This window comes from Pseudomonas sp. Ma2-10 (genome assembly GCF_054330215.1).
Genome location: NZ_JBTEYL010000001.1, coordinates 151,822 through 176,659, shown reverse-complemented (window position 1 = coordinate 176,659; position 24,838 = coordinate 151,822). Strand labels below are relative to the sequence as shown.

20 protein-coding genes are annotated in these 24,838 nt (G+C 58.0%); 6 read left to right on the top strand and 14 right to left on the bottom strand.

What is annotated here, in order from left to right; translation table 11 throughout:
* Positions 1–178: 178 nt before the first annotated feature.
* Positions 179–3,379, bottom strand: a complete 3,201-nt coding sequence (locus ACXPVS_RS00770; protein WP_458508208.1) for a hypothetical protein — start codon at positions 3,377–3,379, stop codon at positions 179–181.
* Between the two features lie 257 nt (positions 3,380–3,636).
* On the opposite strand from ACXPVS_RS00770, the gene ACXPVS_RS00765 reads away from it, so the two are divergent.
* Both ACXPVS_RS00765 and ACXPVS_RS00760 read left to right on the top strand, forming a co-directional pair.
* The gene (locus tag ACXPVS_RS00765) at positions 3,637–4,656 is read left to right on the top strand and encodes an alpha/beta fold hydrolase (RefSeq protein WP_458508207.1); all 1,020 of its coding nucleotides are present in this window, start codon (positions 3,637–3,639) and stop codon (positions 4,654–4,656) included.
* Positions 4,657–4,743: 87 nt separating this feature from the next.
* Complete coding sequence (locus tag ACXPVS_RS00760) at positions 4,744–5,409, top strand: DsbA family oxidoreductase (RefSeq protein WP_458508206.1); 666 nt, start codon at positions 4,744–4,746, stop codon at positions 5,407–5,409.
* 51 nt (positions 5,410–5,460) lie between these two features.
* Here the strand turns inward: ACXPVS_RS00760 and ACXPVS_RS00755 are convergent, their stop codons facing one another.
* The 11 genes from ACXPVS_RS00755 to ACXPVS_RS00705 all read right to left on the bottom strand — a co-directional run bounded on the left by ACXPVS_RS00755 (position 5,461) and on the right by ACXPVS_RS00705 (position 17,748).
* Entirely contained in the window at positions 5,461–5,790 is a 330-nt protein-coding gene (locus ACXPVS_RS00755) for a GlpM family protein (protein ID WP_415773891.1), read from the bottom strand.
* Between the two features lie 8 nt (positions 5,791–5,798).
* Positions 5,799–7,127 carry a two-component response regulator AauR gene (gene aauR, locus ACXPVS_RS00750; protein WP_458508205.1) on the bottom strand — a complete coding sequence of 443 codons (1,329 nt, stop codon included), beginning with the start codon at positions 7,125–7,127 and terminating at the stop codon, positions 5,799–5,801.
* Positions 7,124–9,025, bottom strand: a complete 1,902-nt coding sequence (gene aauS, locus ACXPVS_RS00745) for a two-component sensor histidine kinase AauS (protein WP_458508204.1) — start codon at positions 9,023–9,025, stop codon at positions 7,124–7,126. Before aauS ends, aauR begins: the two co-directional genes overlap by 4 nt.
* Before the next feature lie 64 nt (positions 9,026–9,089).
* Complete coding sequence (locus tag ACXPVS_RS00740) at positions 9,090–9,824, bottom strand: amino acid ABC transporter ATP-binding protein (RefSeq protein ID WP_074874020.1); 735 nt, start codon at positions 9,822–9,824, stop codon at positions 9,090–9,092.
* Positions 9,821–10,492 carry an amino acid ABC transporter permease gene (locus ACXPVS_RS00735; protein ID WP_458508203.1) on the bottom strand — a complete coding sequence of 224 codons (672 nt, stop codon included), beginning with the start codon at positions 10,490–10,492 and terminating at the stop codon, positions 9,821–9,823. The genes ACXPVS_RS00740 and ACXPVS_RS00735 overlap by 4 nt, the downstream gene beginning before the upstream one ends.
* Positions 10,492–11,238 carry an amino acid ABC transporter permease gene (locus ACXPVS_RS00730; RefSeq protein ID WP_458508202.1) on the bottom strand — a complete coding sequence of 249 codons (747 nt, stop codon included), beginning with the start codon at positions 11,236–11,238 and terminating at the stop codon, positions 10,492–10,494. The genes ACXPVS_RS00735 and ACXPVS_RS00730 overlap by 1 nt, the downstream gene beginning before the upstream one ends.
* Positions 11,239–11,430: 192 nt before the next feature.
* Positions 11,431–12,357 carry a glutamate/aspartate ABC transporter substrate-binding protein gene (locus ACXPVS_RS00725; RefSeq protein WP_458508201.1) on the bottom strand — a complete coding sequence of 309 codons (927 nt, stop codon included), beginning with the start codon at positions 12,355–12,357 and terminating at the stop codon, positions 11,431–11,433.
* A 355-nt stretch (positions 12,358–12,712) separates the two neighbouring features.
* Complete coding sequence (gene glpD, locus ACXPVS_RS00720; protein ID WP_458508200.1) at positions 12,713–14,251, bottom strand: glycerol-3-phosphate dehydrogenase; 1,539 nt, start codon at positions 14,249–14,251, stop codon at positions 12,713–12,715.
* Positions 14,252–14,464: 213 nt separating this feature from the next.
* Positions 14,465–15,220, bottom strand: coding sequence for a DeoR/GlpR family transcriptional regulator (locus ACXPVS_RS00715; RefSeq protein ID WP_007916700.1), 756 nt, complete (start codon positions 15,218–15,220; stop codon positions 14,465–14,467).
* 95 nt (positions 15,221–15,315) lie between these two features.
* Entirely contained in the window at positions 15,316–16,821 is a 1,506-nt protein-coding gene (gene glpK / locus ACXPVS_RS00710) for a glycerol kinase GlpK (RefSeq protein WP_458508199.1), read from the bottom strand.
* A gap of 75 nt (positions 16,822–16,896) precedes the next feature.
* Complete coding sequence (locus ACXPVS_RS00705; protein ID WP_458508513.1) at positions 16,897–17,748, bottom strand: MIP/aquaporin family protein; 852 nt, start codon at positions 17,746–17,748, stop codon at positions 16,897–16,899.
* 370 nt (positions 17,749–18,118) lie between these two features.
* Between ACXPVS_RS00705 and ybaK the strand changes: the two genes are divergently transcribed.
* Entirely contained in the window at positions 18,119–18,589 is a 471-nt protein-coding gene (gene ybaK / locus ACXPVS_RS00700) for a Cys-tRNA(Pro) deacylase (protein WP_458508198.1), read from the top strand.
* Between the two features lie 106 nt (positions 18,590–18,695).
* Positions 18,696–19,478, top strand: coding sequence for a PhzF family phenazine biosynthesis protein (locus ACXPVS_RS00695; RefSeq protein ID WP_458508197.1), 783 nt, complete (start codon positions 18,696–18,698; stop codon positions 19,476–19,478).
* A 47-nt stretch (positions 19,479–19,525) separates the two neighbouring features.
* Here the strand turns inward: ACXPVS_RS00695 and ACXPVS_RS00690 are convergent, their stop codons facing one another.
* Both ACXPVS_RS00690 and argF read right to left on the bottom strand, forming a co-directional pair.
* Positions 19,526–20,635, bottom strand: coding sequence for an ABC transporter ATP-binding protein (locus ACXPVS_RS00690; RefSeq protein WP_458508196.1), 1,110 nt, complete (start codon positions 20,633–20,635; stop codon positions 19,526–19,528).
* Positions 20,632–21,552, bottom strand: coding sequence for an ornithine carbamoyltransferase (gene argF / locus ACXPVS_RS00685; protein WP_458508195.1), 921 nt, complete (start codon positions 21,550–21,552; stop codon positions 20,632–20,634). The genes ACXPVS_RS00690 and argF overlap by 4 nt, the downstream gene beginning before the upstream one ends.
* A 675-nt stretch (positions 21,553–22,227) precedes the next feature.
* Between argF and ACXPVS_RS00680 the strand changes: the two genes are divergently transcribed.
* The gene (locus ACXPVS_RS00680) at positions 22,228–24,333 is read left to right on the top strand and encodes a molybdopterin oxidoreductase family protein (RefSeq protein WP_458508194.1); all 2,106 of its coding nucleotides are present in this window, start codon (positions 22,228–22,230) and stop codon (positions 24,331–24,333) included.
* 97 nt (positions 24,334–24,430) lie between these two features.
* On the top strand, positions 24,431–24,772 hold the full coding sequence (grxD, locus tag ACXPVS_RS00675) for a Grx4 family monothiol glutaredoxin (protein ID WP_458508193.1): 342 nt from the start codon (positions 24,431–24,433) through the stop codon (positions 24,770–24,772).
* Positions 24,773–24,838 lie beyond the last annotated feature (66 nt).

Genomic DNA, 24,838 nt, shown 5'->3' with positions numbered 1-24,838 from the left:
CTAACGGGCTCTGTGTCCTGGAGCGGTGAATCCACTCCTTGCAAAGCAGCCATTAGAAAAGAACGGTCAGCGATCCAGGCACTACATAGTTATCGCCTCGATCACTGAGCGTTGCATCATCAAGATGTTACGTCACGGTGGCAGCTAGGCGGGTAAACCCGCCTCCTGGTGACAGGTTTCAAAGGTGAACGATCTGGAAGTTCTCTCCTTCCCAGTCGTTACCGTTACCGGTGGCCAAATGACTGTAAAGTTGCACCGTCATTGTTGAAGACGTGGCGTAGAAGTTACCCCAGACCGAGGTCCAGCTATGGCTCGTGATACTAATCGGGGAGGTTATCGCGACTCCATCCACCATCAACGACAGAATCGGATAGGCATAACGACCGTCGAAGCGAGCCAGGAATGTTGAGAAGCGATAGAGACCGTTCACTTCAAGATTGGTGAACGTTTTGTGCATGATGACCCCGGCAGAATGGTGGGAATACGTGTAGTTGTTGAGTCGCCAGTTACCCTGTTCCAGACGCAGGGTCAGGTCATGAGGGACCCCGGCCGGCCCTTTGACCCAACCATTCCAGTGGTCGAATGTGGTGAGATCATTGACGAGCCATTGCAGCAAACTGAAGCGCCATGGCACGGCGTCTTGTCCACCATAAACCGGTCTGGCAGTAACACTGTGTAGGCCGACGTTGAGCCCTGTCAGCGTGGTGTTCCAGGTGCCATTGGCGGCAACGTCAACGGTGCGTATCACCAGGGCATTGACGAGTATCTGAACCTGCTGGTCGGCCGTGGCGCTGCCGCTCACTATGGCGGTTCTACTATAGGTGTCGGCACCGCGCCCGATCGGGCGACCTTTGATGTCCACGACGGACAAGATGACGGGCGTCAGTGCGTCTACGACACGGACTGTCCGGGTGGGAGAAATCAATCCGGTTCCGTAAAGCGCTTTGGCGGTGAAATGATGGATGGCCAGGCCCAGGCCGCTGACAACCAGCGTCCAGATACCGTTGGCGTCGACCCGCACCGGACCTTTGGAAACATTGCCCTGCCAGATTTCTACCTGCTGATCTTCGTTGGCGCTGCCGGTCAACGTCAGCGTGTTGGCGATAGTGCTTTGGTTGTGGGCGATCTCAACGCCTTCAGGGGTGATGACTGAAGTGATCAGCGGCATCTGAGCCACCAGAACAGAGAACTCCCGGGCATCGGATCTGGGATTATTTGCGTAATCACCTTCCACGGCCACGGTATGCAAACCCGCACTGAGGTTTTCCAGAACATAGGTGCAGATGCCCTCGTTGTTGGCCTTGGCTGGCCCTTGCAAACGGCCCTGGTGATAAACATTGACGAACCGATTGGGTCTGGCGCTTGCGGTCAGTGTTACGGTTTCGTCGAATGTTTCGTTCAGGAATTCGCCCTTGCTGTCGTTCAGTCGTTCTATTTTTGGAATGATCTCGCCAATTCGGAACACCAGCGCTTGGGATGCTCTTGGCCATCCGTCCGGACTTTCCAGCCAATAAAATAAACGTGCATATCGGTCGAGTTGATTTTTAAACAGTTCTTCTTCCAACAAAAACAGGAAGTCTCTGTTTATGTTGGCAGGGACGATATCCAGTGTTTCTTCGTAAACCAGGTCGCCCTCACCATTTTCCCAGCGGAAGAATAGCGTTTCGCGAAGCTTCAGATCTTTCAATGCCTGGATATAACCATCGATGAACCCGGTGATTTTTTCGATCAATAGGATGCCATCTTCCAATACCGGTCCATGGCTTGGGTGAAATTCGGGCGGCGGGTAATATGCCCGGACGTCACCGATATACAATCGCTCGTTGTGTGAGTGGCGCTCTGTAACGCCATCCGGTTCAATCACCCTGTACCTGACTTCCAGCTTGGCCGTGTTGAAACGATTGATATGCTCCGGTCCATTAATGTTGAACGGCACGGGGCGGTTGACCAGCCCTTTGGTAATCTGCCGATAGGTTTCGTAGAGATGGGTCCCACCGTTGGTCTGCGTGACAAACCAATAGATCGTTACTATTTGATTGAGGCGCATGTCCAGATAAGGCTTCACTTCTACGACGGCCCTTGGAAGTGTGTGCGACACGTGCCCACGCCTGGCTTCAATGACCAGGGGTTTCGCCAGTAAAATGGCCTTGGCAACCAATATGAACAAGTACTGGTTGGACGGTATCAATGTCTGGTCCGGTTTCTTCAGTTCATATCTGACCTTTACCGGGCCGGGTGGAACATTCAGCAAGGTTTCGAAAGGGACTTCAAACTCCATGATCGAAAACACGTCAAAGGGCTGCTCTTTTACGAACAACACCCGGTCACCTTCTAGTGTCGGCACACTCAGCGTAACAATGACCGCGTCATTGCGATTGAATGGGGGATCCAATGCCACTACCTGGATGATCCCGGGTTTGGAATCGAGTGTGTCCAGAAACAACCTGTCCTGGCTGTCCACCCCCTTTACCGACGGTGCGCGTAGACGGGTTTCACCCGCGTTGACAGGGAACTCTTTGAATTCCGAAAAATCGCTGGAATCGTTTTGCAGTATGTCCTGTATCCAGTACCTGATTTTTGCCAGGTAGGTGTCTCCCGTCTCGCGGATCTTTTCACCTGGGACCAGAATCTCAATGAATTCTCCGGGTTGCACTACCGTGTGGACGGTATAGCGCACAATGGCCGTCCCCCATAAAAGCTGAATCACGTCGCCTTCGCTCATGAATAAGTAATAGGGAACAAAAACCGGAACACCTGATTTGATCCAGGCTTGCGTAACCGCCCCCTCTTTTTCCAGTTGTTCTGGAAGTTTGGGTGCCAACAAGGCTTGATGGCCGGGCTTGTCAAGGTCTGGATCCTTACCGCCCGGAAGATCAATTTTGATCCGTGCGGTCAGGATTAAAGACTCTTCGGACGCGTTATCGCTTTTGCGTTTTACACAATACTTGATCTGTATGTTGTCATTCGGCGAAAACTGAAGTGCTTGTTTGAAGTAAAGAGCTGGAAGGTAAGTCTCTACATCGTCGTCGTCACTGAGGCCTTCTGGGACTTCAAGCGTTTGCACTTCATCGATACCGCTGAAATGTATGCTGATGACATCCCCGGCCGTCCGGTTTGGATAATAGAGAATTTTCGTCAGTGCGCCCTTGGGATCGCCGTAAACCATCTTGTAGTTAATGCCAATGTCGGCTGAGTTATTAGAAGGGACTGAAAAGGGGAACCTTATTGCCCACAATGCCAGGATGCCCATTACACCCCCGGAGTTTGATCGAGAAGGGCGCGCATCCATCTGGCCCTCGAATGTCAGCGGATCGTCGTAGTCCCAATGATCAAAAGACGAGTCGATCAGGAATGTGGTATTTGCAGTGCTGTTGGTCATGGGAAGGCTCCGGGTGTTCGGGTCATCGTTGCCACCGATGACATGGGGCAAACGGACTTTTGATTGAATTCTTCAGCACCGGAAATTGATACTGTCAGAACTGACAGGTAACTGCCGTTTTCCGACCGGCGGTTGGTGCGGCCAGAGACACGACCGTTCAGCACTCTTCATCAAACTGTCACGTAACTGTGGCAGCGCGCTTGAACAAACTTCATCAGACTCGCGCTCTACTGGGGTTCTGCGTTTCGGTGTTTTTCATGCGTGTTTTCTTTTTCCTGGCCGCGCTGTTGTTCGGCCTGCCGTCCTTGGCGGCGTCTCGTTGCGATATCAATGTTCCGACCGAGCGGGTCGATCTGGTACAGGTGAGCCTGGCGTACCAGAGCATCGGCCGTGCGTCGGACCCGGTGCTATTGCTGGTGATGGGCCTTGGCGGACAGTTGATTCACTGGCCCGACGAGGTGGTGGTCGCGTTGTGTCAGCAGGGTTTTCGGGTCATCCGCTATGACAATCGCGACGTCGGTCTCTCGACCTGGCGCCAAGCACCCGCCGACGCCAACCTGACGTTCGAAGTGCTGCGCTACAAACTGGGTTTGCCGGTGTCGGCGCCGTACACTTTGACCGACATGGCTGACGATGCTTTTGGCTTGATGGATGCGTTGCACGTCGAGCAGTTCCACGTGTTGGGCGCGAGCATGGGCGGGATGATCGCCCAGCACATGGCCGCGATGGCGCCGCAGCGTGTCGAGAGCCTGACGTTGCTGATGACCAGTTCGGGCGCCGAGGGTTTGCCGGCGCCGAGTGCGGCGCTGGTGCAGTTACTCGCGCGACGCGGCGCACCGAATCGCGAAGCGGCGCTGGAGCAACAAGCCGATTTGCTGGCCGCGCTGGGCAGCCCGAAAGTGAGCGATGATCGGCAGGCATTGCTGCATCAGGCGGCACTGTCTTATGACCGGGCGTTCAATCCCGAGGGCGTGAAGCGCCAGATCATGGCGATCCTCGCCGAGCGCAGTCGTGTGGCACTGCTCAATCAACTGCGCGTGCCGACGCTGGTGGTTCACGGCACTGCCGATCCGCTGTTGCCGGTGATGCACGGTGTGCACCTGGCGGCGCATATCCGCGGCAGTCAGCTGAAGTTGATTCCGGGGTTGGCGCATCGGTTCCAGGAAGCGTTCAAGGTGCCGTTGCTGGCGGCGGTGTTGCCGTATTTGCGGGCCCACCGCGAAGACTCCTCGCATTGGGCGCAGATTGATCCGGTGTCCGAACACAACCTCCTGTAACCCACCGATTAAGTGTGGGAGCGCGCTCCGGTCTTTCGGGTGATATCGTTCGAACTTTCCTGTGCGTTCCAGTCTGCGAGGTGTGTGATGAGTACCCCCTTGAAAATCGATTTCGTCAGCGACGTGTCCTGCCCCTGGTGCGTCGTCGGCCTCTACGGCCTGACCCAAGCCCTGGATTTGCTGGGCGACGAGGTGCAGGCCGAGATCCGTTTTCAGCCATTCGAACTGAACCCGAAGATGGGCCCGGAAGGACAGAACATCACCGAACACATCACCGAGAAATACGGCTCGACGCCCGAGCAATCCCAGAAGAATCGCGAGATGATTCGCGCGCGCGGCGCCGAGGTCGGGTTTGCGTTTCGCACGGACGGCAACAGTCGCATCTACAACACCTTCGATGCCCACCGCTTGCTGTTCTGGGCGGGACTGGAAGGGTTGCAGTTCAATCTGAAAGAGGCGTTGTTCACGTTGTATTTCACCGAGGGCGGCAATCCGTCCGACCATGGGCAGTTGGCGCAGATCGCCGAAAGCGTGGGGTTGGGGCGGTCGCGGGCCGAGGCGATTCTGGCGTCGGACGAGTTCGCCAACGAGGTCCGCGAGGAACAGCAATTGTGGCTGTCGCGAGGCGTCAGTTCGGTGCCGACCGTGGTGTTCAACGGACAATACGCCGTCAGTGGCGGTCAGCCGGTGGACGCCTTTGTCGGGGCAATTCGGCAGATCATGAGTGAAGCGAAAGGCGGTACGGTGAGCTGACCTGCGATCGTTCCCACGAGAGTGGGAACGATCAATGACAGAAGACCGCAGTCAGCCGTGAAGACGAACCCATACAGTGACCAGCACAGTCGCCGCCATCAACCAAGCCACCGCCGCTACAGCGAGCGAAGCCTCCAGCCGCATCCGGTCCACCATCACATACAACGTCGCCAGGTAGATGAAGTAAGGAATGATCGACCACATCCCAAACACGATCGTGGTCTTCAAGTCCTCCAGTGAACGGCCCTTGCCGACGATGTAATGAGCAATCAACGCGAAGGTCGGAAACAGCGGCACCAATCCTGCGATGTAATAGTTTTTGGTCTTGGCCAGGGCGGCGAGGATCACCACCACGGCGGCGCCCAGGGTGGCTTTGAGGATCAAGTCCATCAGTGGCTCAGCCCGTATTTTTTCACTTTGTCGAACAACGTGGTCTTGGCCATCCCGAGTTCCAGGCTGGCCTGGGTCAGGTTGCCACCGCTGCGCTGCAGGGCGTCGCTCAGCAGGTTGCGTTCAAAAGCTTCTACCGCTTCAGCGAAGGCCAGGCCCTGATTGCTGCCACTGGCGCCGGATTTTTTGAAGGCCGGCAGGCCGAGGGCAAAACGCTCGGCGACGTTGCGCAGTTCGCGCACGTTGCCCGGCCAGTCGTGGCTCATCAGGTTCGACAGGGTGTGGTTGTCCAGGTCCGGCACGGCACGGTCGAAGCGCAGGGACGACTGCTGCAGAAAGTGCTCGAACAGTTGCAGGATGTCTTCACGGCGCTCGCGCAGCGGCGGCAATTCGAGGGTCACCACGTTCAAGCGGTAATACAGGTCGCTGCGAAATTCGCCCGCCTTGCTTGACTCATCCAGATCGGACTTGGTCGCCGCGATCACCCGGCAATCCACCGCCACGCTCTGGTTCGAACCAAGGCGTTCGAGGGTGCGTTCCTGCAACACCCGCAGCAGTTTGATCTGCAGCGACAGCGGCATGCTTTCCACTTCGTCGAGGAACAGCGTGCCGCCGTCGGCGTGTTCGATTTTGCCGATCCGCCGTTTCCCTGCACCAGTGAAGGCGTTGGCTTCATGGCCGAAGATTTCGCTTTCGAACAGGTTCTCCGGCAGGCCACCGCAGTTCAGCGCGACGAACTGCTTGGTGTGCCGTCGACTGAAGTCGTGCAGGCAACGCGCAACCAACTCTTTACCGGTGCCGGTCTCGCCTTCGATCAACACGTTGGCCGACGTATCGGCCACGTTGGCGATCAACTCCCGCAGGTTCTGCATGGCGGGCGAGCGGCCGATGATCCGGCCTTCGAGGGAATCCCGCTCCGCCAGTTGCCGACGCAACGAATAGACTTCCCGTGCAAGGCTGCGTTGCTCCAGCGCACGGCGCGCCACATCGACCAGGCGTTCGGGGGAGAAAGGTTTCTCCATGAAGTCATAGGCGCCTTTCTGCATCGCGCCGACAGCCATGGAGATGTCGCCGTGACCGGTGATCAGCACCACCGGCAGGCTGCGGTCGCGGGCCTTGAGTCGGGTCAGTAGTTCCAGGCCATCGATGCCCGGCAGACGGATGTCGCTGATGACGATGCCGGCGAAGTTGTCGCCGACCCGCTCCAGCGCTTCTTCGGCGCTACCGACGCCCACACAGGGAATGTCTTCCAGCGTCAGCGCCTGTTGGCAGCCGAGTAGCACATGGGGATCGTCTTCGACGATCAGCACACTAAGGTCGTTGTTCATATTGGCTCGGCGTGAGTGGGGCTTACCAACGGTAAACTGAGGACGAAGGCGGTACCACCGCTGGCCGGGTGCTCGACCCCCAGATGACCGCCGGTGGCGGCGGCCAGGCTGGCGGAAAGAGTCAGGCCGAGGCCGAGGCCCTGTTCGCCGGGTTTGGTGGTGAAGAACGGTTCGAATAGGTGTTTGCGTGCTTCGGCGTCAATGCCATGGCCGTTGTCGCGTACACGAAGGCGATATTTGCCATCGTACTCTTCGCCCTCGAGCCACAACTCTGGCAGCGGCTGCGCCTGCATGGCGTCGAGGGCGTTGCCGATCAGGTTCACCAGAATCTGCTCGAGTCGGGTCTGGTCGATCTGTACCTGGAAATCGGCGAAGTTTCGGTGCAGTTGCAGATGAGCGCTTTCCACGCGGCCACCGAGCAGTTGCAAGGCTGCATCCACCGCTTTGCCGAGGCTGGCCTGACCTTTGTCGTCGCCGCGGCGAGCGAACGAACGCAGGCTGGCGGTGATCCGGCCCATGCGGTCGATCAATTCGTTGATGGTCTTGAGGTTGGTGCTGGCAACGTCCAGTTGACCGCGCTCGAGAAACCGCACGGTGTTGCCGGATAAGGTCCGCAGCGCCGCCAGTGGCTGGTTCAATTCATGGGCGATGCTGGTGGACATCTGGCCGATGGCCGCGAGTTTTCCGGCCTGCACCAGTTCATCCTGGGCGTGGCGTAGCGTCTCTTCGGCCAGACGCCGTTCGCGGATCTGGCCCTTGAGCCGTTCGTTGCTCGCGCGCAGATCGGTGGTGCGTTCGGTAATCCGACGCTCCAGTTGATTGTTGGCTTCCTGCAAGGCTTCCCGGGCGGCCAGGCGCGTGGCAATGACCTTGCGCCGCTCGTTCCAGGCGATCAACAGGAACGCCACGAGGGCAAACGCCACCGCCACCAGAATCCCCTGATTGATCGCTTCGCGGCGCAAATCCTGCAGGGGGGTGAGCAGGGTGAAATTCCACGGGGTATCGCTCAATGGCCGGGTTTGCGAGAGGTAGCTGATGTCCTCTTCATCTGATTCCACTTCGCTGTTGGCGGGGAAGGTCAGTTTTTCCTCGCCCTCGGCCAGTTGTTCACGGGCCAGCGGTTGCAGTTCATTCAGTGGGAACCAGTAGTACTGAAGGCTGCGGGCCAGTTTTTCCTTGGTCTCGTCGCTCAGCGGCACAACCGATTTCAGGCGCCGTGCCGGATCGCTGGAAAGAATGATGATGCCATTTTCATCGCTGACGAAAGCTTCCAGCCGCGCGCGCTGCCAGCGTTCCTCCATGGCTTCGAGGCGGACCTTGACCACCGCGACGCCGATGATCTTGCCGTGTTCTTCCAGGCCATGAGCCAGGTAATAACCGGGCTCGCCGTTGGTGCTGCCGATGCCATAGAAGCGCCCTGGCTGGCCGCGCACGGCGCTCTGGAAATAGGCGCGAAAGGACAGGTCTTCGCCCAGGTAACTGTCGACATCGCGCCAGTTACTGGTGGCCATGACACGGCCAGTGGTGTCCATCACGTAGATAGCCCGGCTGCGGCTGCGCCGGTTCAGGCCTTCGAGGTATTCATTGACCGTCTGCCGGTACTGCGGTGACGGGTCGGCCAGCAGTTTCGAAACGCTGGATTCGAGTTCCAGCAGGCTGGGCAGGTAGGTGTACTTGCTGATCTCGCTCTCGACAGCGCGGGCGTGCAGTTCGAGCTGACGCTGGCCGTTCTCGCTGAGGCTGCGGATCCCGTAATGTTCACTGACCCAGAAGCCGAGGTAACCCAATCCGATCATCAGGGCGATAACCAGCGGTGGCAGGAACAGATGACGAATCAGGCGGGGTTTCACGGCGAGTGATGGCGGCGCGGCGCGATAGAGATTGGGGTCGCATTTCATCACAGATGCCTTGGGTCAACCACCTGCATTCCCCGACAATTGCTGCCGGGGAATGCGGCGGGTTTTAGTGCTGCAGAATCTTGGCGAGGAAATGCTGCGTACGCTCGGCGCGGGCGTTGATATCGCCGAAGAACTCCTCTTTCTTGCAGTCTTCGATGATCTTGCCCTGGTCCATGAAAATCACCCGGTCCGCGACTTTACGGGCGAAGCCCATTTCGTGGGTCACGCACATCATGGTCATGCCTTCGTGGGCCAGTTGCACCATCACGTCGAGTACTTCGTTGACCATTTCAGGGTCCAGCGCCGAAGTCGGTTCGTCGAACAGCATGACGATCGGGTCCATCGCCAGCGCTCGGGCAATCGCCACACGCTGTTGCTGCCCACCGGAGAGCTGGCCCGGGTGCTTATGCGCATGGGCAGACAGCCCGACGCGCTCAAGCAGTTGCAGGCCTTTCTTGGTGGCTTCTTCCTTGCTGCGGCCCAACACCTTGATCTGCGCGATGGTCAGGTTTTCGGTGATGGTCAGGTGCGGGAACAGTTCGAAATGCTGGAACACCATGCCAACGCGCGAACGCAGTTTCGGCAGGTCGGTCTTCGGGTCGGCGATGGACGTGCCATCGACCACCACGTCGCCTTTCTGGAACGGTTCCAGGGCATTGACGCATTTGATCAGGGTGGATTTGCCGGAACCGGACGGCCCGCACACCACAATAACTTCGCCTTTTTTGACCTCGGTGCTGCAGTCAGTCAGTACCTGGAAGTCGCCATACCACTTGTTGACATTCTTGATAGAGATCATACGGCAAACCTTTTTTGCAGACGCTTGACCAGCAGCGAGGCGGCAAAGCTGATTGTGAAGTACGTGAGACCTGCAAAGATCAGGAACTCGTTGGAGCGACCGATGATGTCGCCACTGGCACGCGAGGCATTGAGGAAGTCCACCAGACCGACCGCGTAGACCAGCGAGGTGTCCTGAAACAGAATAATGCTCTGTTGCAGCAGCAGCGGGGTCATCTTGCGGAACGCTTGCGGCAGGATGATCAAACGCATCATCTGGCTATACGTCATGCCCAAGGCTTGGGCTGCACCCATCTGGCCCTTGGAAATCGACTGCACGCCGGCCCGGACGATTTCGCAGAAGTACGCCGCTTCGAACATCATGAACGCCACGATGCACGAGGCAAACGCGCCGATCGGGGTGTCTTCGCCGGTGATCCAGCGCAGTACGAACGGCACCGCCAGGTAGAACCAGGTGATGACCAGCAGCAGCGGAATCGAACGGAAGTAGTTAACGTAGGCGCCGGCAATGTTCGACAGCCATTTGCTGTGGGACAGGCGCATCAGCGCCAGGATCGTGCCGAGGATGATCCCGCCGATGACGCCCAGCGCCATCAGTTGCAAGGTCATGACCATGCCGTTCCACAAACCCGGCAGGGACGGGATGATGCCCGAGAAGTCGAATTCCATCATTTACCCCCTACGGAGATCAGCCCCGGTACGGCCACTTTTTTCTCGATCATGCGCATCAGCAGCATCAGGCCCATGTTCAGGGTGAAGTAGATCAGCGTTGCCAGGGTGAAGGCTTCGAACAGGTTGGCGGAGAACTCGGCGGTCTGTTTGGTCTGCGCGAGCAACTCCATCAGGCCGATCAGCGACGCGACGGAAGAGTTCTTGAACACGTTCAGGAATTCCGAGGTGAGCGGCGGAATGATGATCCGATAGGCTTGGGGCAGCAGCACGTTCCAGTAGATTTGCGGCAGCTTGAAGCCCATGGCGCGAGCGGCGGATTCCTGGCCGCGAGGCAGCGCCTGGATACCGGTACGCACTTGTTCGCAAACACGAGCTGCGGTGAACAAACCCAGGCACACGACGACGCTGAGGTAGGCCGAGGTGGTCGGATTGAGGTCCTGCTTGTACCACTCTTGCAGGTCCGGAGGCAGCAGATCGGGCACCAGGAAGTACCAGATGAACAGCTGAACCAGCAGCGGCACGTTACGAAAGAGTTCGACGTAACAGGTCGCAATGCCCGATACGATGCGGTTCGGTATGGTGCGCATGACGCCCAGAACCGAGCCCAGCAGCAGGGCAATGATCCAGGCCACGACGGCGATGGCAATGGTCCAGCCCAAACCGGAGACGTACCAGTCGAGATATGTCTCGCTGCCCACGCCGGTGGACTTGAAGAACACGCTCCAGTCCCAGTTGTAATTCATTAGGGTCTCCCCTCAGATCGTTCGATGTACAAGTGCCCGCCTGGGGAAGCTCCGTTCCCATCCGACCTTGACGGTCAGGCACACACGAGCGGCTCGACAGCCACCGGTTCGAGTGTTTCCAGAAATGCCAGCAGGGAATGACTATCCCCCGAAAGAGCAGTGGCTCCGTCAGGGGACAAGGTTAGTCAGAACTCAGGACTTTTTTTCTACAGGCTTGTCGTCAGCCGCTTTATCGGTCGGACTGGCGATCAGGGCCTTGAGCTCGTCGCTCATCGGGAAGTTCAGGTTCAGGCCTTTTGGTGGAATTGGCGCCATGAACCATTTTTCGTAGATCGTGTTGATCTCGCCGGACTTGTAGGTTGCAACGATGGCGTCATCCACGACCTTCTTGAACGGCTCGTCGCCCTTGCGGACCATGCAGCCGTAGATTTCGTAGGACTGCGGAGTGCCAGTCACGGCCCAGTCATCCGCCCTCTTGGCTTTGGCCGCTTCACCGGCCAGCAGCGCGTCGTCCATCATGAACGCGACGGCCCGGCCCGATTCCAGCATCTGGAAGGATTCGCCGTGGTCTTTGGCAGAGATGATGTTCATGCCCATTTGCTTGTCGGCGTTCATCGACTTGAGGATGCGCTCGGACGTGGTGCCGGCGGTGGTCACGACGTTCTTGCCTTTGAGGTCGTCGAAATCCTTGTACGCGGAACCTTTCTTGGACAGCAGGCGGGTACCGATTTCGAAGATGCCGACGGAGAAGTCAACTTGCTGCTGACGCTCGACATTGTTGGTGGTGGAGCCGCACTCGACGTCCACGGTGCCGTTCTGCACCAGCGGGATGCGGGTTTGCGAGGTGACCAGGTTGTATTTGACCTGAAGGTTCGGCAGGTCGAGGTCTTTCTTTATGGCTTCGACGATTTGCAGCTGGATATCGTGGGAGTAGCCCATCGGTTTGCCGGAAGCATCAGCGATGTAAGAAAACGGAATGGAAGCGTCACGATGTCCGAGAGTGATAACGCCGGACTCTTTGATCTTCTTCAGGGTGCCGGTGAGTTCGGCGGCGAAAATTGGAGTGCTGATCAGAGCGGCAGCAATGGCTGCGCCCAGGAGATGGGGAACGATGCGCATCAAATTTTCCTCGACATTGTTTTTATAGGGAGCCAGTTCATCGGCCCTTTTTTGTGCTTTGAATACCTGACGGCTCCTGGAGTGTTGGTGCAACAGGCATTCGTCCAAGAGAGTAGAGCATGACTCGTGCCAGACCGGGCGATCAGTATCAAATTATTGATTTATAAGGATTTTGTATATTTAAAGCGATGTTTGTTGCGCTGGATAATCCGGGTAACCGAATCGACCGGCAGGTCGTGTTCGGAAAACCGAATGCCATGCCTTGACTCTCATATGTTGATCAGTGGTGTTCTGCAGAATGCAAAAAGCCCCTGAATCTCTCGATTCAGGGGCTTTGGTTTAACCGGGTACCCGATCAGGCGGCTTCGATCTTGCTACGGTTCTGTTCGACCTTGTTCAGGTAATCCTTGAGCTTGTCCTGTTCCTGCGGGGTGGTGAACAGCCCCAGCTTGCTGCGGCGCCATAGAATATCGTGCGCGGTGGTTGCCCACTCTTCGCTGCACAGGTAATCGATTTCGCGGGTATAGAGACCGCCACCGATGTGATCGCCCATATCACTGAGATTCTGCACGCCTTCGAGCATGCGCCAGGTGCGGCTGCCGTAGGTGGTGGACCAGCGGCGGGCGATTTCGGTCGGCACCCAGTCGAACTTGTCACGGATCAAGGCGCACAAGGCTTGCGGGGTGGTCATGTCTTCGCCGCCCGGCAAGGTAGCGCTGGCGGTCCAGCTCGGCTTGATGTCTTTGAAGTACGGAGCCAGTTGCGCCAGCGCCGACTCGGCGAGTTTGCGGTAAGTGGTCAGCTTGCCGCCAAACACCGACAGCAATGGCGCTTCTTCGCCAGTGCCCGATAATGCCAGGGTGTAATCGCGGGTGACGGCCGACGGGTTGTCGGATTCGTCGTTGCACAGTGGGCGAACACCGGAATAGCTGTGCAGGATATCGTCGCGGCTGATGCGTTTCTTGAAATGGGAGTTGACCACCTTCAACAGGTAGTCGGTTTCGCTTTCGGTGATCGCGACTGCTGCCGGATCGCCGGTGTACTCGCGGTCGGTGGTGCCGATCAGGGTGAAGTGGTTCAGGTACGGAATGGTGAACACGATGCGCTGATCTTCGTTTTGCAGAATGTGCGCGTGTTCGCCTTCGTACAGCTTCGGCACGATCAGATGGCTGCCCTGGATCAGACGGATGCCGTAGGGCGATTCCATCTTCAGGTCGTCACGAATGAACTTGGCGACCCAAGGGCCGGCGGCATTTACCAGTGCTTTGGCGCGGATCGAGAACAGGCTGCCATCGGCGCGTTCCAGATGCAGGTGCCACATTCCCTTGGTGCGACGGGCGCTGACGCAGCGAGTCTGGGTGTGAACGTGGGCGCCTTTTTCGCGGGCGGCCATGGCGTTCAGCACCACCAGACGAGCATCGTCGACCCAGCAATCGGAGTATTCGAAGCCTTTGGTGATTTCGCTTTTCAACGGGCTGTCCGGGCCGAATTTCAGGCTTTTGGAGCCTTCGAGTTTTTCCCGTTTACCGAGGTGGTCATAAAGGAACAGACCGGCACGGATCATCCAGGCCGGACGCAGGTGAGGGCGGTGCGGCAGCACGAAGCGCATCTGCTTGACGATGTGCGGGGCCTTGGCCAGCAGCACTTCGCGTTCGGCCAGGGCTTCGCGCACCAGACGAAATTCGTAATGTTCAAGGTAGCGCAAGCCACCGTGGATCAGCTTGCTGCTGGCTGACGAGGTGTGGCTGGCCAGGTCATCCTTTTCGCAAAGAAACACCGAAAGACCGCGACCGGCGGCATCCGCTGCGATCCCCACGCCATTGATCCCGCCACCGATGACGGCGACATCGTAGATCTCAGCGAGAGGGGGCGTAGGCAAGGTAGAAGTGGGCATTGGCTAGCCTCGGGCTTTTATGATTTTCAGTATTTGAATTCGAACATTAATGTTCATTTGCGAAAATGGTAGCCCATAAAGACGCCCACAGCCAGTTAACTTCGATTGAAAATACTGATCGAAGGGCGGCCAAAGGAAAATTTTCGAACATTTAAAGGGTTGCGAAGAGCAAATGTAGCGAGGGGATGAAACCCCTCGCTATAGGGGAGGGGGTTAAACCACTTCCAGTCGAATCTTGTGCTGACTCAACAACTGCGCCAACGCCGGCACCGGTTGCTGATCGGTCACCAGGCAATCAATCAAACTGATCGGCCCCAGACGAATCATGGCGTTGCGCCCGAATTTGCTGGAGTCAGCCGCAAGGATGACCTGTCGGGCATTGGCGATGATCGCCTGGGACACCCGAACTTCCTGATAGTCGAAGTCCAGCAGACTGCCGTCTTCATCGATACCGCTGATGCCGACCAAGGCGAAATCAACCTTGAACTGGTTAATGAAGTCGACACTGGCCTGACCGACCACGCCACCGTCGCGCCGCACGTTGCCACCCGTCAGCAGGACATCGAAGTCGTCCTTGGCGCTGAGCATCGAAGCCACATGCAGGTTGTTGGTGATGATCTTCAGGTGATTGTGATTGAGCAACGCCCTGGCGATGGATTCGGTGGTGGTACCGATATTGATGAACAGCGAGGCGTGATCCGGGATTTGAGCCGCAATGGCTTCGCCAATACGCTGCTTTTCATCGCGCATCTGGTCGGCACGCATGGCGTAGGCGGTGTTTTCGACACTGGAGTCGTAGGCTGCGCCGCCGTGGTAGCGACGCAATAAATTGGCTTCCGCGAGCTGATTGATATCGCGGCGAATGGTTTGCGGTGTAACGACGAACAGCGTAGCCATTTCCTCGATGCTGACATAGCCGCGTTCGCGGACCAGTTCGAGGATTTGCTGCTGACGGGGAGGCAGATTCATGGGGCTTCCTTTGGGCTGCCGTGCAAAATTTGCCCATGATGCCGCAGGAATCTGCTCCCTACCAGTTACATACAGATACGAGTACTCAGCTTGGCTTATTCAGCGCCTTCATGCGGTTCCCAATCGCGGGTGCGGCTGACGGCTTTTTTCCAGCCAGCATAGAGTTTTTCCTTCGCGGTTTCGTCCAGGTTCGGTTCGAATTCGCGCTCGATCACAGCCTTGCCACGCAGCTCATCCAGGCTTCCCCAGAAGCCACACGCCAGACCGGCCAGGTACGCCGCGCCCAGTGCGGTGGTTTCGCGCATTTGCGGGCGCTCGACCTGAGTGCCGAGGATGTCGGCCTGGAACTGCATCAGGAAGTTGTTAGCAACTGCGCCGCCGTCTACACGCAGGGATTTCAAGCGTTCGCCGGAGTCCTGTTGCATGGCGTCCAGAACGTCGCGGGTCTGGTAGGCAATCGACTCCAGGGCTGCACGAATGATGTGATCCACGCGTACGCCGCGCGTCAGGCCGAACAGTGCACCTCGGGCATACGGGTCCCAGTACGGCGCGCCCAGCCCGGTAAAGGCGGGTACCAGGTACACGCCGTTGCTGTCCTTGACCTTGTTGGCGAAGTATTCGGTGTCGTGGGCGTCGTTGATGATCTTCAGTTCGTCACGCAGCCACTGAACAGTCGATCCGCCGTTGAACACAGCGCCTTCCAGCGCGTATGCCACTTCGCCGCGCGGGCCGCAAGCGATGGTGGTCAACATGCCGTGCTTGGATTTCACCGCTTTGTCGCCGGTGTTCATCAGCAGGAAGCAGCCGGTGCCATAGGTGTTTTTCGCCTGGCCGGGCTCGACGCACATCTGGCCGAACAGAGCTGCTTGCTGGTCACCGGCGATACCGCCGATGGCAATGCCGCTTTTGGTGTGGCCGTAGATTTCCGACGACGATTTAACTTGCGGCAGCATTTCGCGCGGGATGTCGAGGATCTCCAGCATCTTCGCGTCCCACTCCAATGTGTGGATGTTGAAGAGCATGGTGCGCGACGCGTTGGTGTAGTCGGTGACGTGGACTTTGCCGCCAGTAAATTTCCAGATCAGCCAGCTGTCGATGGTGCCAAACAACAGTTCGCCTTTGCGCGCACGTTCGCGGCTGCCTTCGACGCTGTCGAGGATCCATTTGAGCTTGGTGCCGGAGAAGTACGGGTCGGTGACCAGGCCGGTGGTGTCGCTGATGTATTGCTCGTGACCGTCGCGCTTGAGTTGCTGGCAGATCTCGGTGCTGCGGCGGCACTGCCAGACGATCGCGTTGTAGATCGGGCGGCCGGTGGTCTTGTCCCAGACCACGGTGGTTTCGCGCTGGTTGGTGATGCCGATGGCAGCGACTTGGTCATGATGCAGGCCGGCTTGAGCCAGGGCCTCGACCATCACGGCGCTTTGGGTCGCGAAGATTTCCATCGGGTCGTGTTCGACCCAACCGGCTTGCGGGTAATGCTGTGCGAATTCGCGCTGGGCGGTGCAGACCACGTTCGCGTCGCGGTCGAAAATGATCGCGCGGGAGCTGGTCGTACCCTGATCGAGGGCAATGATGTAGTTCTTATTCTGAGTGTCGGTCATGTCGATTGCCTTGGACGAAAAAAGGAAGTGAGGTCCGGCGCGCGATCTTAAGGGCAGGATCACGCGCCAACGGGATCAAGAAATTCTTGGTTTGCCGTCAATGGCCGGTGCTGCGTCCTTTGTAGCAGGTAGGGCGCTGGGCAGATGACGGGCAATCAGCCCGCGATAAGCTGCAGCACCGAGGCAGGCACCGATAATCGGTGCAAAAATCGGAATCAGGAAATACGGGATATCGCGCCCACCGGTGAAGGAAATTTCACCCCAGCCAGCGAAGAAAGTCATCAGTTTAGGACCGAAATCGCGTGCCGGGTTCATCGCAAAACCGGTCAGCGGCCCCATCGAACTCCCAATCACGGCAATTAGCAGGCCGATCAGCAGCGGAGCGAGCGGACCCTTTGGCAAGCCATTGTTGTCGTCGGTCAGGGACATGATCACGCCCATCAGGATGGCGGTGATGGTCACTTCAACCAGAAAGGCTTGTGCCGTGGTCAAGGCCGGGTTGGGGAAGGTGGAAAACACCGACGCCAATTCGAGGCTGGCCTGAGTACCACGAACCATATGGTGAGTTTGTTCGTAATCGAAGAATAGATTGCTGTACAGCGTGTAAACCAACAACGCTCCACAGAAGGCCCCAGCGATCTGGGCGAGAATATAGAACGGTAGTTTGCGCTTTTCGAAGTCAGCGAAAATGCTCAAGGCAATGCTGACGGCGGGATTGAGATGAGCGCCGGAAACGCCGGCGGTCAGGTAGATCGCCATGCTCACGCCGATCCCCCAGATGATGCTGATTTCCCAAAGGCCGAAGCTGGCACCCGCGACCTTGAGCGCGGCAACACAACCGGTACCAAAAAATATCAGCAGCGCAGTACCCAAGAATTCCGCCATGCATTGGCTTGAGAGCGACGGTTGTTGTAAAGCAGTTGTCATTGAAAACCTCGTTTTTGTTGTTGTCTGGCGCTTTTTCATCATGGTCAAAGCGCGATTTTCACCGAGACAGGATCCCCATCCTGTTCTCGGCTTACTGCTGGGTGCTGCGATGGGAACATTCGTACAGTATTCAGATTCGAAAAAATATAGACAAGAAACGCTGCTGTCAAAGGTCGAAAGTGAACCATCAGTCACAATCGAACTATTAGTCACATGAATGACCGCATCGTTTACGCGACAGGCCGGAGGTGGACGAACGGCATAAGACGCCGCCAAGCCTTTGAAATCGCGCTGTAATAGAGTCTTTTATTGATCAATGACCTAGAATCCAGCGCAGTATTTTTCTACTGCCGCCCAGTCCGGAGCTGTCATGACCCCTGCATTGGATTTGTTGAAAAAAGTTCGTGCCGAACATCACGTTCACAGTTACGAACATGATCCAAAGGCAGCGTCCTACGGGCTGGAGGCCGCGCAGAAGCTGGGACTGAATCCGGGGCAGGTGTTCAAGACCTTGCTGGCGGCCAGTGAGAAAGGTGAACTGCTGGTAGCTGTGGTGCCGGTCGTCGGAAGTCTGGACTTAAAGGGCCTGGCGCATGCTGCGGGCGTAAAAAAGGTCGAAATGGCCGACCCAGCCGCTGCGCAACGATCCACCGGTTACCTCTTGGGCGGCATCAGTCCGCTGGGGCAGAAAAAGCGCTTGCGCACCTTTATCGATAATTCAGCTCAGCTCTTTGCCAGCATTTTTGTCAGTGCGGGGCGACGAGGGCTGGAAGTCGAACTGGCACCCGCAGTGCTGGCCGAACATACCCAGGCAAAGTTCGCTGATATCGGCCGTGCCTGACGCGAACGACCAGCCCGGCGCTGTATGGTGCAAATTTACGGGCTCTGTCACTGGTGCCGCGTCGCCGGCAGCTTCATGCTCGGTGGCCTGACAAAGGGAGAAGGTTATGCAACTTGAGTTTCATCAGGTCGATGCGTTCAGTGATCGGCCGTTCAGTGGCAACCCGGCGATGGTCTATCGCCTCGATGCCTGGCTTGCCGATGAGTTGATGCAGAAGATCGCCGCCGAGCACAACCTCGCCGAAACCGCTTTCGTGGTACGCGAAGGGCAGGGCTGGCGCATCCGCTGGTTTACCCCGACTACCGAAGTGCCGTTGTGCGGTCATGCAACCCTGGCCAGCGCTTACGTTCTGTTTGAAATCTATAAAGAGCCGGTCGAGCGCCTGGACTTCGTCTGTAAGTCTGGCCCGCTGAGTGTGAGCCGTGAGGGTGAGCGCTTGTGGCTGGATTTCCCGGCGATCATGCCATCGGAAGTGGGCGTGACCCTGGATGTCGAGCGCGCGCTGGGTGTTGAAGCGGTTGATGTGCTGGGGGCGAACGAGTTGTTCGTGGTGCTGGAATCCGAACAGGCGGTGCTCGAATGTCAGCCGGACATGGCTGCACTGGCGAAACTGCCGTGGCCAGGAGCAATTGTCACGGCCAGGGGCAGCCAGCATGATTTTATTTCCCGCTACTTCGCGCCGGCGATCGGCATCAACGAAGACCCGGTGACGGGTTCCACCCATTGCAGCCTGATTCCGTACTGGTCGAAATGTTTGGGCAAGTCGAGCCTGACGGCTTGTCAGCGCTCGGCTCGAGGCGGGGAGTTGTTCTGTCGGCTGGAAGGGGATCGGGTGAAAATCGGCGGGAATGCGACGCTCGTTGCAAGCGGAACGCTGATGCTGGGTTAAACGAACACCCGATGTGGGAGCAAGCTCCCACATTTTATAGCGTGTGCTCAGTGAGCGCTGCTGTAGCGGCGGACACCGGATTCGACGGCCGGAATCTGCGCCGCCGTACTGCCCGACGCCTGAAACAGCACCAGGTGATCCGCCGCGACACGAATGCCGACCTCTGAGCCCACCTGATGATCGGCATGGCTGGGGAAAATCGACTCCAGCTGCGCGCCGGTCGGCAACTGCAAGCGATACAAGGTGGAGGCACCCTGGAAAGACTTGCCGACAATCCGGGCCTTCAACGTGCTGTCCGGTGCATAGACGATATCGTCCGGACGCAGCAGTACATCCACCGCGCCGCCAACCGGCCAGGTGTAGGCACGATTACCGCGTAACTCACCCAGTTCGGTCTGCACTGACTCGGGGCTGCTCAGCTGACCGCGAATGAAATAACCCTGACCGATGAAACTGGCGACAAACGGCGTCAGCGGTTCGTGATACAGGTTGTAGGGCGTGTCCCACTGTTCCAGACGACCTTCCTTGAAAACCCCCACATGGTCGCTCACAGCGAAGGCTTCTTCCTGGTCGTGGGTCACCAGGATTGCGCTGGTGCCACGGGCCTTGAGGATATCGCGCACCTCATGGCTGAGCTTGCGTCGCAGTTCGCCATCAAGGTTGGAAAAAGGTTCGTCGAGCAGCAGCAATTGCGGTTCCGGCGCCAAGGCACGGGCCAGTGCGACGCGCTGCTGTTGACCACCGGACAGCTCATGCGGGAAGCGCTTGCCGAGGTTTTTCAGGTTGACCAGTTCCAGCAACTCTTCGGTGACGCGATCCTTTTGCGGGTGCTTGCGGATCCCGAAGGCGATGTTTTCGGCCACGCTCAAGTGCGGAAACAGCGCGTAATCCTGGAACACCATGCCAATCCGGCGTTTCTCCGGGGCGAGGGTAAAACCGGCCCGGGAGATCGTCTCGCCCGCCAACTGGATTTCACCTTCGTGTACCGGTTCGAAACCGGCAATCGCCCGTAACGTGGTGGTTTTGCCGCAACCCGAAGAGCCCAGCAGGCAACCGATGTCGCCGGCATTCAAATGCAGGTTGAGGTTCTGCACGACGCGCTGGTCTTGATAGCCGCAGGCGAGGTTACGCAGGTTCAGCAGTAATGGATGGCTCATGCGTGGTGGTACGCCGGTTCGACGAGAAACTCGAGCAAGGCTTTCTGTGCGTGAAGACGGTTTTCGGCTTGATCCCACGCGACGGAACGTTGGTCATCGAGCAGGTCGACGCTGATTTCCTCGCCGCGGTGGGCCGGCAGGCAGTGCATGAACAGCACGTCCGGTGCGGCCAAGTCGAGCAGGGCGCGGTTGACCTGAAACGGCGCGAACAGTTTCAGGCGCCTGGCGGTTTCCTCTTCCTGGCCCATGGAGGTCCAGACGTCGGTGCTGACCAGGTGGGCGCCGCGTACGGCATCCTTCGGATCGCGGAGGATGGTGACCCGATCACCGGCCTTGGCCACGAACTCAGGGTTGGGTTCAAAGCCTTCCGGGCAAGCGATGCGCAACTGGAAGTCGAACTGGATCGCCGCTTCTATATAGCTGTTGCACATGTTGTTGCCGTCGCCGATCCAGGCCACGGTTTTGCCCTGGATCGAACCGCGGTGTTCGAGGAACGTCTGCATGTCGGCCAGCAACTGGCATGGGTGCAGGTCATCGGACAGGCCGTTGATCAGTGGGACGCGCGAATTGGCAGCGAATTCGGTCAGTGTGCTGTGGGAAAACGTGCGGATCATCACCGCATCGAGCATGCTCGACATGACAATGGCAGCATCGCCGATCGGCTCGCCACGGCCCAACTGGGTGTCGCGCGGCGACAGGAAAATCGCCTGACCGCCGAGCTGGATCATGCCGGCTTCGAACGAAATACGGGTGCGGGTCGAGGACTTCTCGAAAATCATCCCGAGCACGCGGTTTTTAAGAGGCTCGAACAGTACTCCGCGGTTACGCAGGTCTTTGAGCTCAACGCCTCGACGAATCACGCTGACCAGCTCTTCGGGCGTGCAATCCATCAGGGAGAGAAAGTGCCTTGCGCTCATCATTGACTACCTTTTTGCAACAGACCGCAGATACTCAAAGCCTTGTTTAACTGAAAAACGGGCGAGACCTGCGGCGTAAGCCGCACGGGGCGACGAAATAGGGGAAGGCGCGATCTTATAATTAAATGTCGCGTCTTACCAATAGGGCTACGGTTTTTAGGGGATTTCAGAGGGGCTACGGGATGACCGCATTAGCGCTTTTGAAGTCTGTTTCCTGACAGCAGCCCGCCATTTGTACACTGGGGTCGCGGGGCATTGCAATCAAACGGGGCGGGGAAAGCGTAGCAACAGTCGGTTTCTGACGTGTCTGGTCTGAAACATTCTCTAATGCAAAGTGGCGGGTAATAACGAACGCACGAACGACCCAGGAAGCCTTCGCAGTGGAATCGAAAGAGCGACAGTTAATGGAATTACTCGGCCTCAACCATTAGTGCCGGGCTAGACGGGCACCGGGGACTGATCGGCGAGCTCACGGGTGTCCATGTCGCTCACGAGCAGATCGAACCATTCAGGAGATCCAGTTGCAAGTGCCGCCGAGCTGATCCCAGAGGTCATCGGCGGGCCTGATGGCCGTCGATTCACAAGACGAACGTCGCTGGCGCTGCAGTGGATCGGGCGCCATAGTTTTGTTCCCGCGGCCGATATTGCCCGCCCAGAACAAGACAGAGACTGGCCATGACCAAGACTCTCCATCACCGTGCGTGCCACTTGTGTGAAGCCATCTGCGGCCTGACCATCGAAACCACCGAGGTCGAAGGCACAGTGCAGATCACTTCGATCAAGGGTGACGCTCAGGATACATTCAGCCGCGGGCACATTTGCCCCAAGGCGATCGCGCTGCAAGATATTCAGAACGATCCGGATCGTCTGCGTCAGCCGATGCTGCGGGTCGGCAGCGAATGGCAACCCATCGAGTGGGAAGATGCCTTCAACCTTGTAGCTGAACGGCTGGCGGCGATTCAGGAGCGTCACGGACAGAACGCGGTGGCGGTCTATCAAGGCAACCCCAGCGTGCACAACTATGGGCTGATGACCCACAGCAATTACTTTCTCGGCCTGTTGAAAACCCGCAACCGGTTTTCCGCGACCTCAGTCGACCAGTTGCCCCATCATCTGACCAGCCATTTGATGTACGGTCACGGTTTGCTGTTGCCGATCCCGGACATTGATCACACCGATTTCATGCTGATCCTGGGCGGCAATCCGCTGGCCTCCAACGGCAGCATCATGACCGTGCCGGATGTGGAGAAGCGCTTGAAGGCTATTCAGGCACGCGGCGGCAAAGTGGTGGTGGTCGATCCGCGCCGCAGCGAAACCGCGGCGATTGCCGACCAACATCTATTTGTGCGCCCTGGTGGCGATGCGGCGTTGTTGTTCGGACTGCTCAATACCTTGTTCGCTGAAGGTCTGACCTGCGACAGTCATTTGCCGGTGGACGGTCTAAATGAGGTGCGGGAGGCGGTCGCGAATTTCACCGCCGAGGCCATGAGCCCACTGTGTGCGGTGCCCGGCGAACAGATCCGGCAACTGGCGCGGGACTTTGCAGCGGCGCCGACGGCGGTCTGTTACGGCCGCATGGGTGTCTCGACCCAGGCGTTCGGCACCTTGTGTCATTGGGTTGTACAACTGATCAACTTGGTTACCGGTAATCTCGATCGCGTAGGAGGTGCGTTGTGCACCGAACCTGCGGTGGACCTGGTGGCGTCCACCTCGGGTGGGCATTTCAATCTGTGGCAGAGCCGGGTCTCTGGGCGTCCTGAATATGGTGGAGAACTGCCGGTCTCGGCGCTGGCCGAAGAGATGCTTACCGAAGGGGAGGGGCAGGTCCGCGCGCTGATTACCGTGGCGGGTAATCCGGTGCTGTCGACGCCCAATGGCCGACAACTGGAACAGGCCCTGGACGGTTTGGAGTTCATGGTCAGCATCGACCTGTACATCAATGAAACCACGCGTTATGCCGACCTGATTCTGCCGTCCACATCGGCCCTGGAAAATGATCATTACGACACGACTTTCAATATGTTCGCGGTGCGTAACGTCAGTCGGTTCAACCGCGCGATCCTGGCCAAACCCGAAGGTGCGTTACATGACTGGGAGATTTTCGTGGGGTTGGCCAAGGCCTTTGCTGAGAAGACTGGCAAGGCACTGAAACCGACGGTCCCGCCAGCGCAGATGATCGACCGTGGCTTGCGGATGGGGTTGTATGGTGATGCTTCGGAACAGAAATTGTCGCTGGCGACCTTGTTCGATCACCCTCATGGTGTCGATCTCGGGGCGCTGAAATCTAACCTGGCGCCACGCTTGAAAACCGCCAACCAGTTCGTCCAGGCTGCGCCCCCCGCGATTCTTGCCGACCTGGCGCGCTTTGCAGCCTTGCAGGCACCAGCGGCCGATGAGTTGCTGATGATTGGCCGCCGTCATGTGCGCAGCAACAACTCGTGGATGCACAACTATCATCGCCTGGTGAAGGGCAAGCCGCGCCATCAATTGCTGATGCACCCGGATGACCTGGCCGGTCGTGGGCTCAACGACGGGCAGCGCGTGCGGGTCAGTTCGCGGGTCGGTGTGATTGAAGTTGAAGTGCTCGGCAGTCTGGATATGATGAAAGGCGTGGTCAGCCTTCCTCACGGTTGGGGCCATGCGCGGCCGGGTGTGCAGATGACCATTGCCAGTGGTCAGCCGGGTTCCAGCGCCAATGACTTGACCGACGAGTGTCAGCTCGATGAGTTGTCGGGCAATGCGGCATTGAACGGTGTGCCAGTGACGGTGGCAGCGGCCTGATCATGTCTGTCGGGGATACCGAGCAGGGTGCTCAGGTTTCCGTTACAATGCGCCACCGTGCCGACCACTGAGTCGGAAAGTTCAGCCGAGGTGCTCCATGGATATCATCGAAACGATTAAAGAGCAGATTGCTAACAACACCATTCTGCTTTACATGAAAGGTTCGCCGAATGCCCCGCAGTGTGGCTTCTCCGCGAAAGCCTCGCAGGCCGTGATGGCATGTGGTGAAAAGTTTGCGTACGTGGACATCCTGCAGAACCCGGAAATCCGCGCCAACCTGCCAAAATACGCCAACTGGCCAACCTTCCCGCAACTGTGGGTTGGCGGTGAGCTGGTCGGCGGTAGCGACATCATGGCCGAGATGGCTGCAGACGGTTCGCTGCAAACCACCATCAAGGTTGCTGTCGAAGCTGCTGCTGCCAACAAGACCGAAGCCTGACTGGTCTGTAGGAGCAAAGCTCGCTCGCGAGGCAGGCGCCGCGGTTTAGCAAGAACACCGCGTCAT

Bases quoted from the DNA above. Each gene is read 5' to 3' on its own strand.
- ACXPVS_RS00770 (WP_458508208.1), bottom strand. From the start codon at position 3,379: ATGACCAACAGCACTGCAAATACCACATTCCTGATCGACTCGTCTTTT.
- ACXPVS_RS00765 (WP_458508207.1), top strand. From the start codon at position 3,637: ATGCGTGTTTTCTTTTTCCTGGCCGCGCTGTTGTTCGGCCTGCCGTCC.
- ACXPVS_RS00760 (WP_458508206.1), top strand. From the start codon at position 4,744: ATGAGTACCCCCTTGAAAATCGATTTCGTCAGCGACGTGTCCTGCCCC.
- aauR (WP_458508205.1), bottom strand. From the start codon at position 7,127: ATGAACAACGACCTTAGTGTGCTGATCGTCGAAGACGATCCCCATGTG.
- aauS (WP_458508204.1), bottom strand. From the start codon at position 9,025: ATGAAATGCGACCCCAATCTCTATCGCGCCGCGCCGCCATCACTCGCC.
- ACXPVS_RS00740 (WP_074874020.1), bottom strand. From the start codon at position 9,824: ATGATCTCTATCAAGAATGTCAACAAGTGGTATGGCGACTTCCAGGTA.
- ACXPVS_RS00735 (WP_458508203.1), bottom strand. From the start codon at position 10,492: ATGGAATTCGACTTCTCGGGCATCATCCCGTCCCTGCCGGGTTTGTGG.
- ACXPVS_RS00730 (WP_458508202.1), bottom strand. From the start codon at position 11,238: ATGAATTACAACTGGGACTGGAGCGTGTTCTTCAAGTCCACCGGCGTG.
- ACXPVS_RS00725 (WP_458508201.1), bottom strand. From the start codon at position 12,357: ATGCGCATCGTTCCCCATCTCCTGGGCGCAGCCATTGCTGCCGCTCTG.
- glpD (WP_458508200.1), bottom strand. From the start codon at position 14,251: ATGCCCACTTCTACCTTGCCTACGCCCCCTCTCGCTGAGATCTACGAT.
- ACXPVS_RS00715 (WP_007916700.1), bottom strand. From the start codon at position 15,220: ATGAATCTGCCTCCCCGTCAGCAGCAAATCCTCGAACTGGTCCGCGAA.
- glpK (WP_458508199.1), bottom strand. From the start codon at position 16,821: ATGACCGACACTCAGAATAAGAACTACATCATTGCCCTCGATCAGGGT.
- ACXPVS_RS00705 (WP_458508513.1), bottom strand. From the start codon at position 17,748: ATGACAACTGCTTTACAACAACCGTCGCTCTCAAGCCAATGCATGGCG.
- ybaK (WP_458508198.1), top strand. From the start codon at position 18,119: ATGACCCCTGCATTGGATTTGTTGAAAAAAGTTCGTGCCGAACATCAC.
- ACXPVS_RS00695 (WP_458508197.1), top strand. From the start codon at position 18,696: ATGCAACTTGAGTTTCATCAGGTCGATGCGTTCAGTGATCGGCCGTTC.
- ACXPVS_RS00690 (WP_458508196.1), bottom strand. From the start codon at position 20,635: ATGAGCCATCCATTACTGCTGAACCTGCGTAACCTCGCCTGCGGCTAT.
- argF (WP_458508195.1), bottom strand. From the start codon at position 21,552: ATGAGCGCAAGGCACTTTCTCTCCCTGATGGATTGCACGCCCGAAGAG.
- ACXPVS_RS00680 (WP_458508194.1), top strand. From the start codon at position 22,228: ATGACCAAGACTCTCCATCACCGTGCGTGCCACTTGTGTGAAGCCATC.
- grxD (WP_458508193.1), top strand. From the start codon at position 24,431: ATGGATATCATCGAAACGATTAAAGAGCAGATTGCTAACAACACCATT.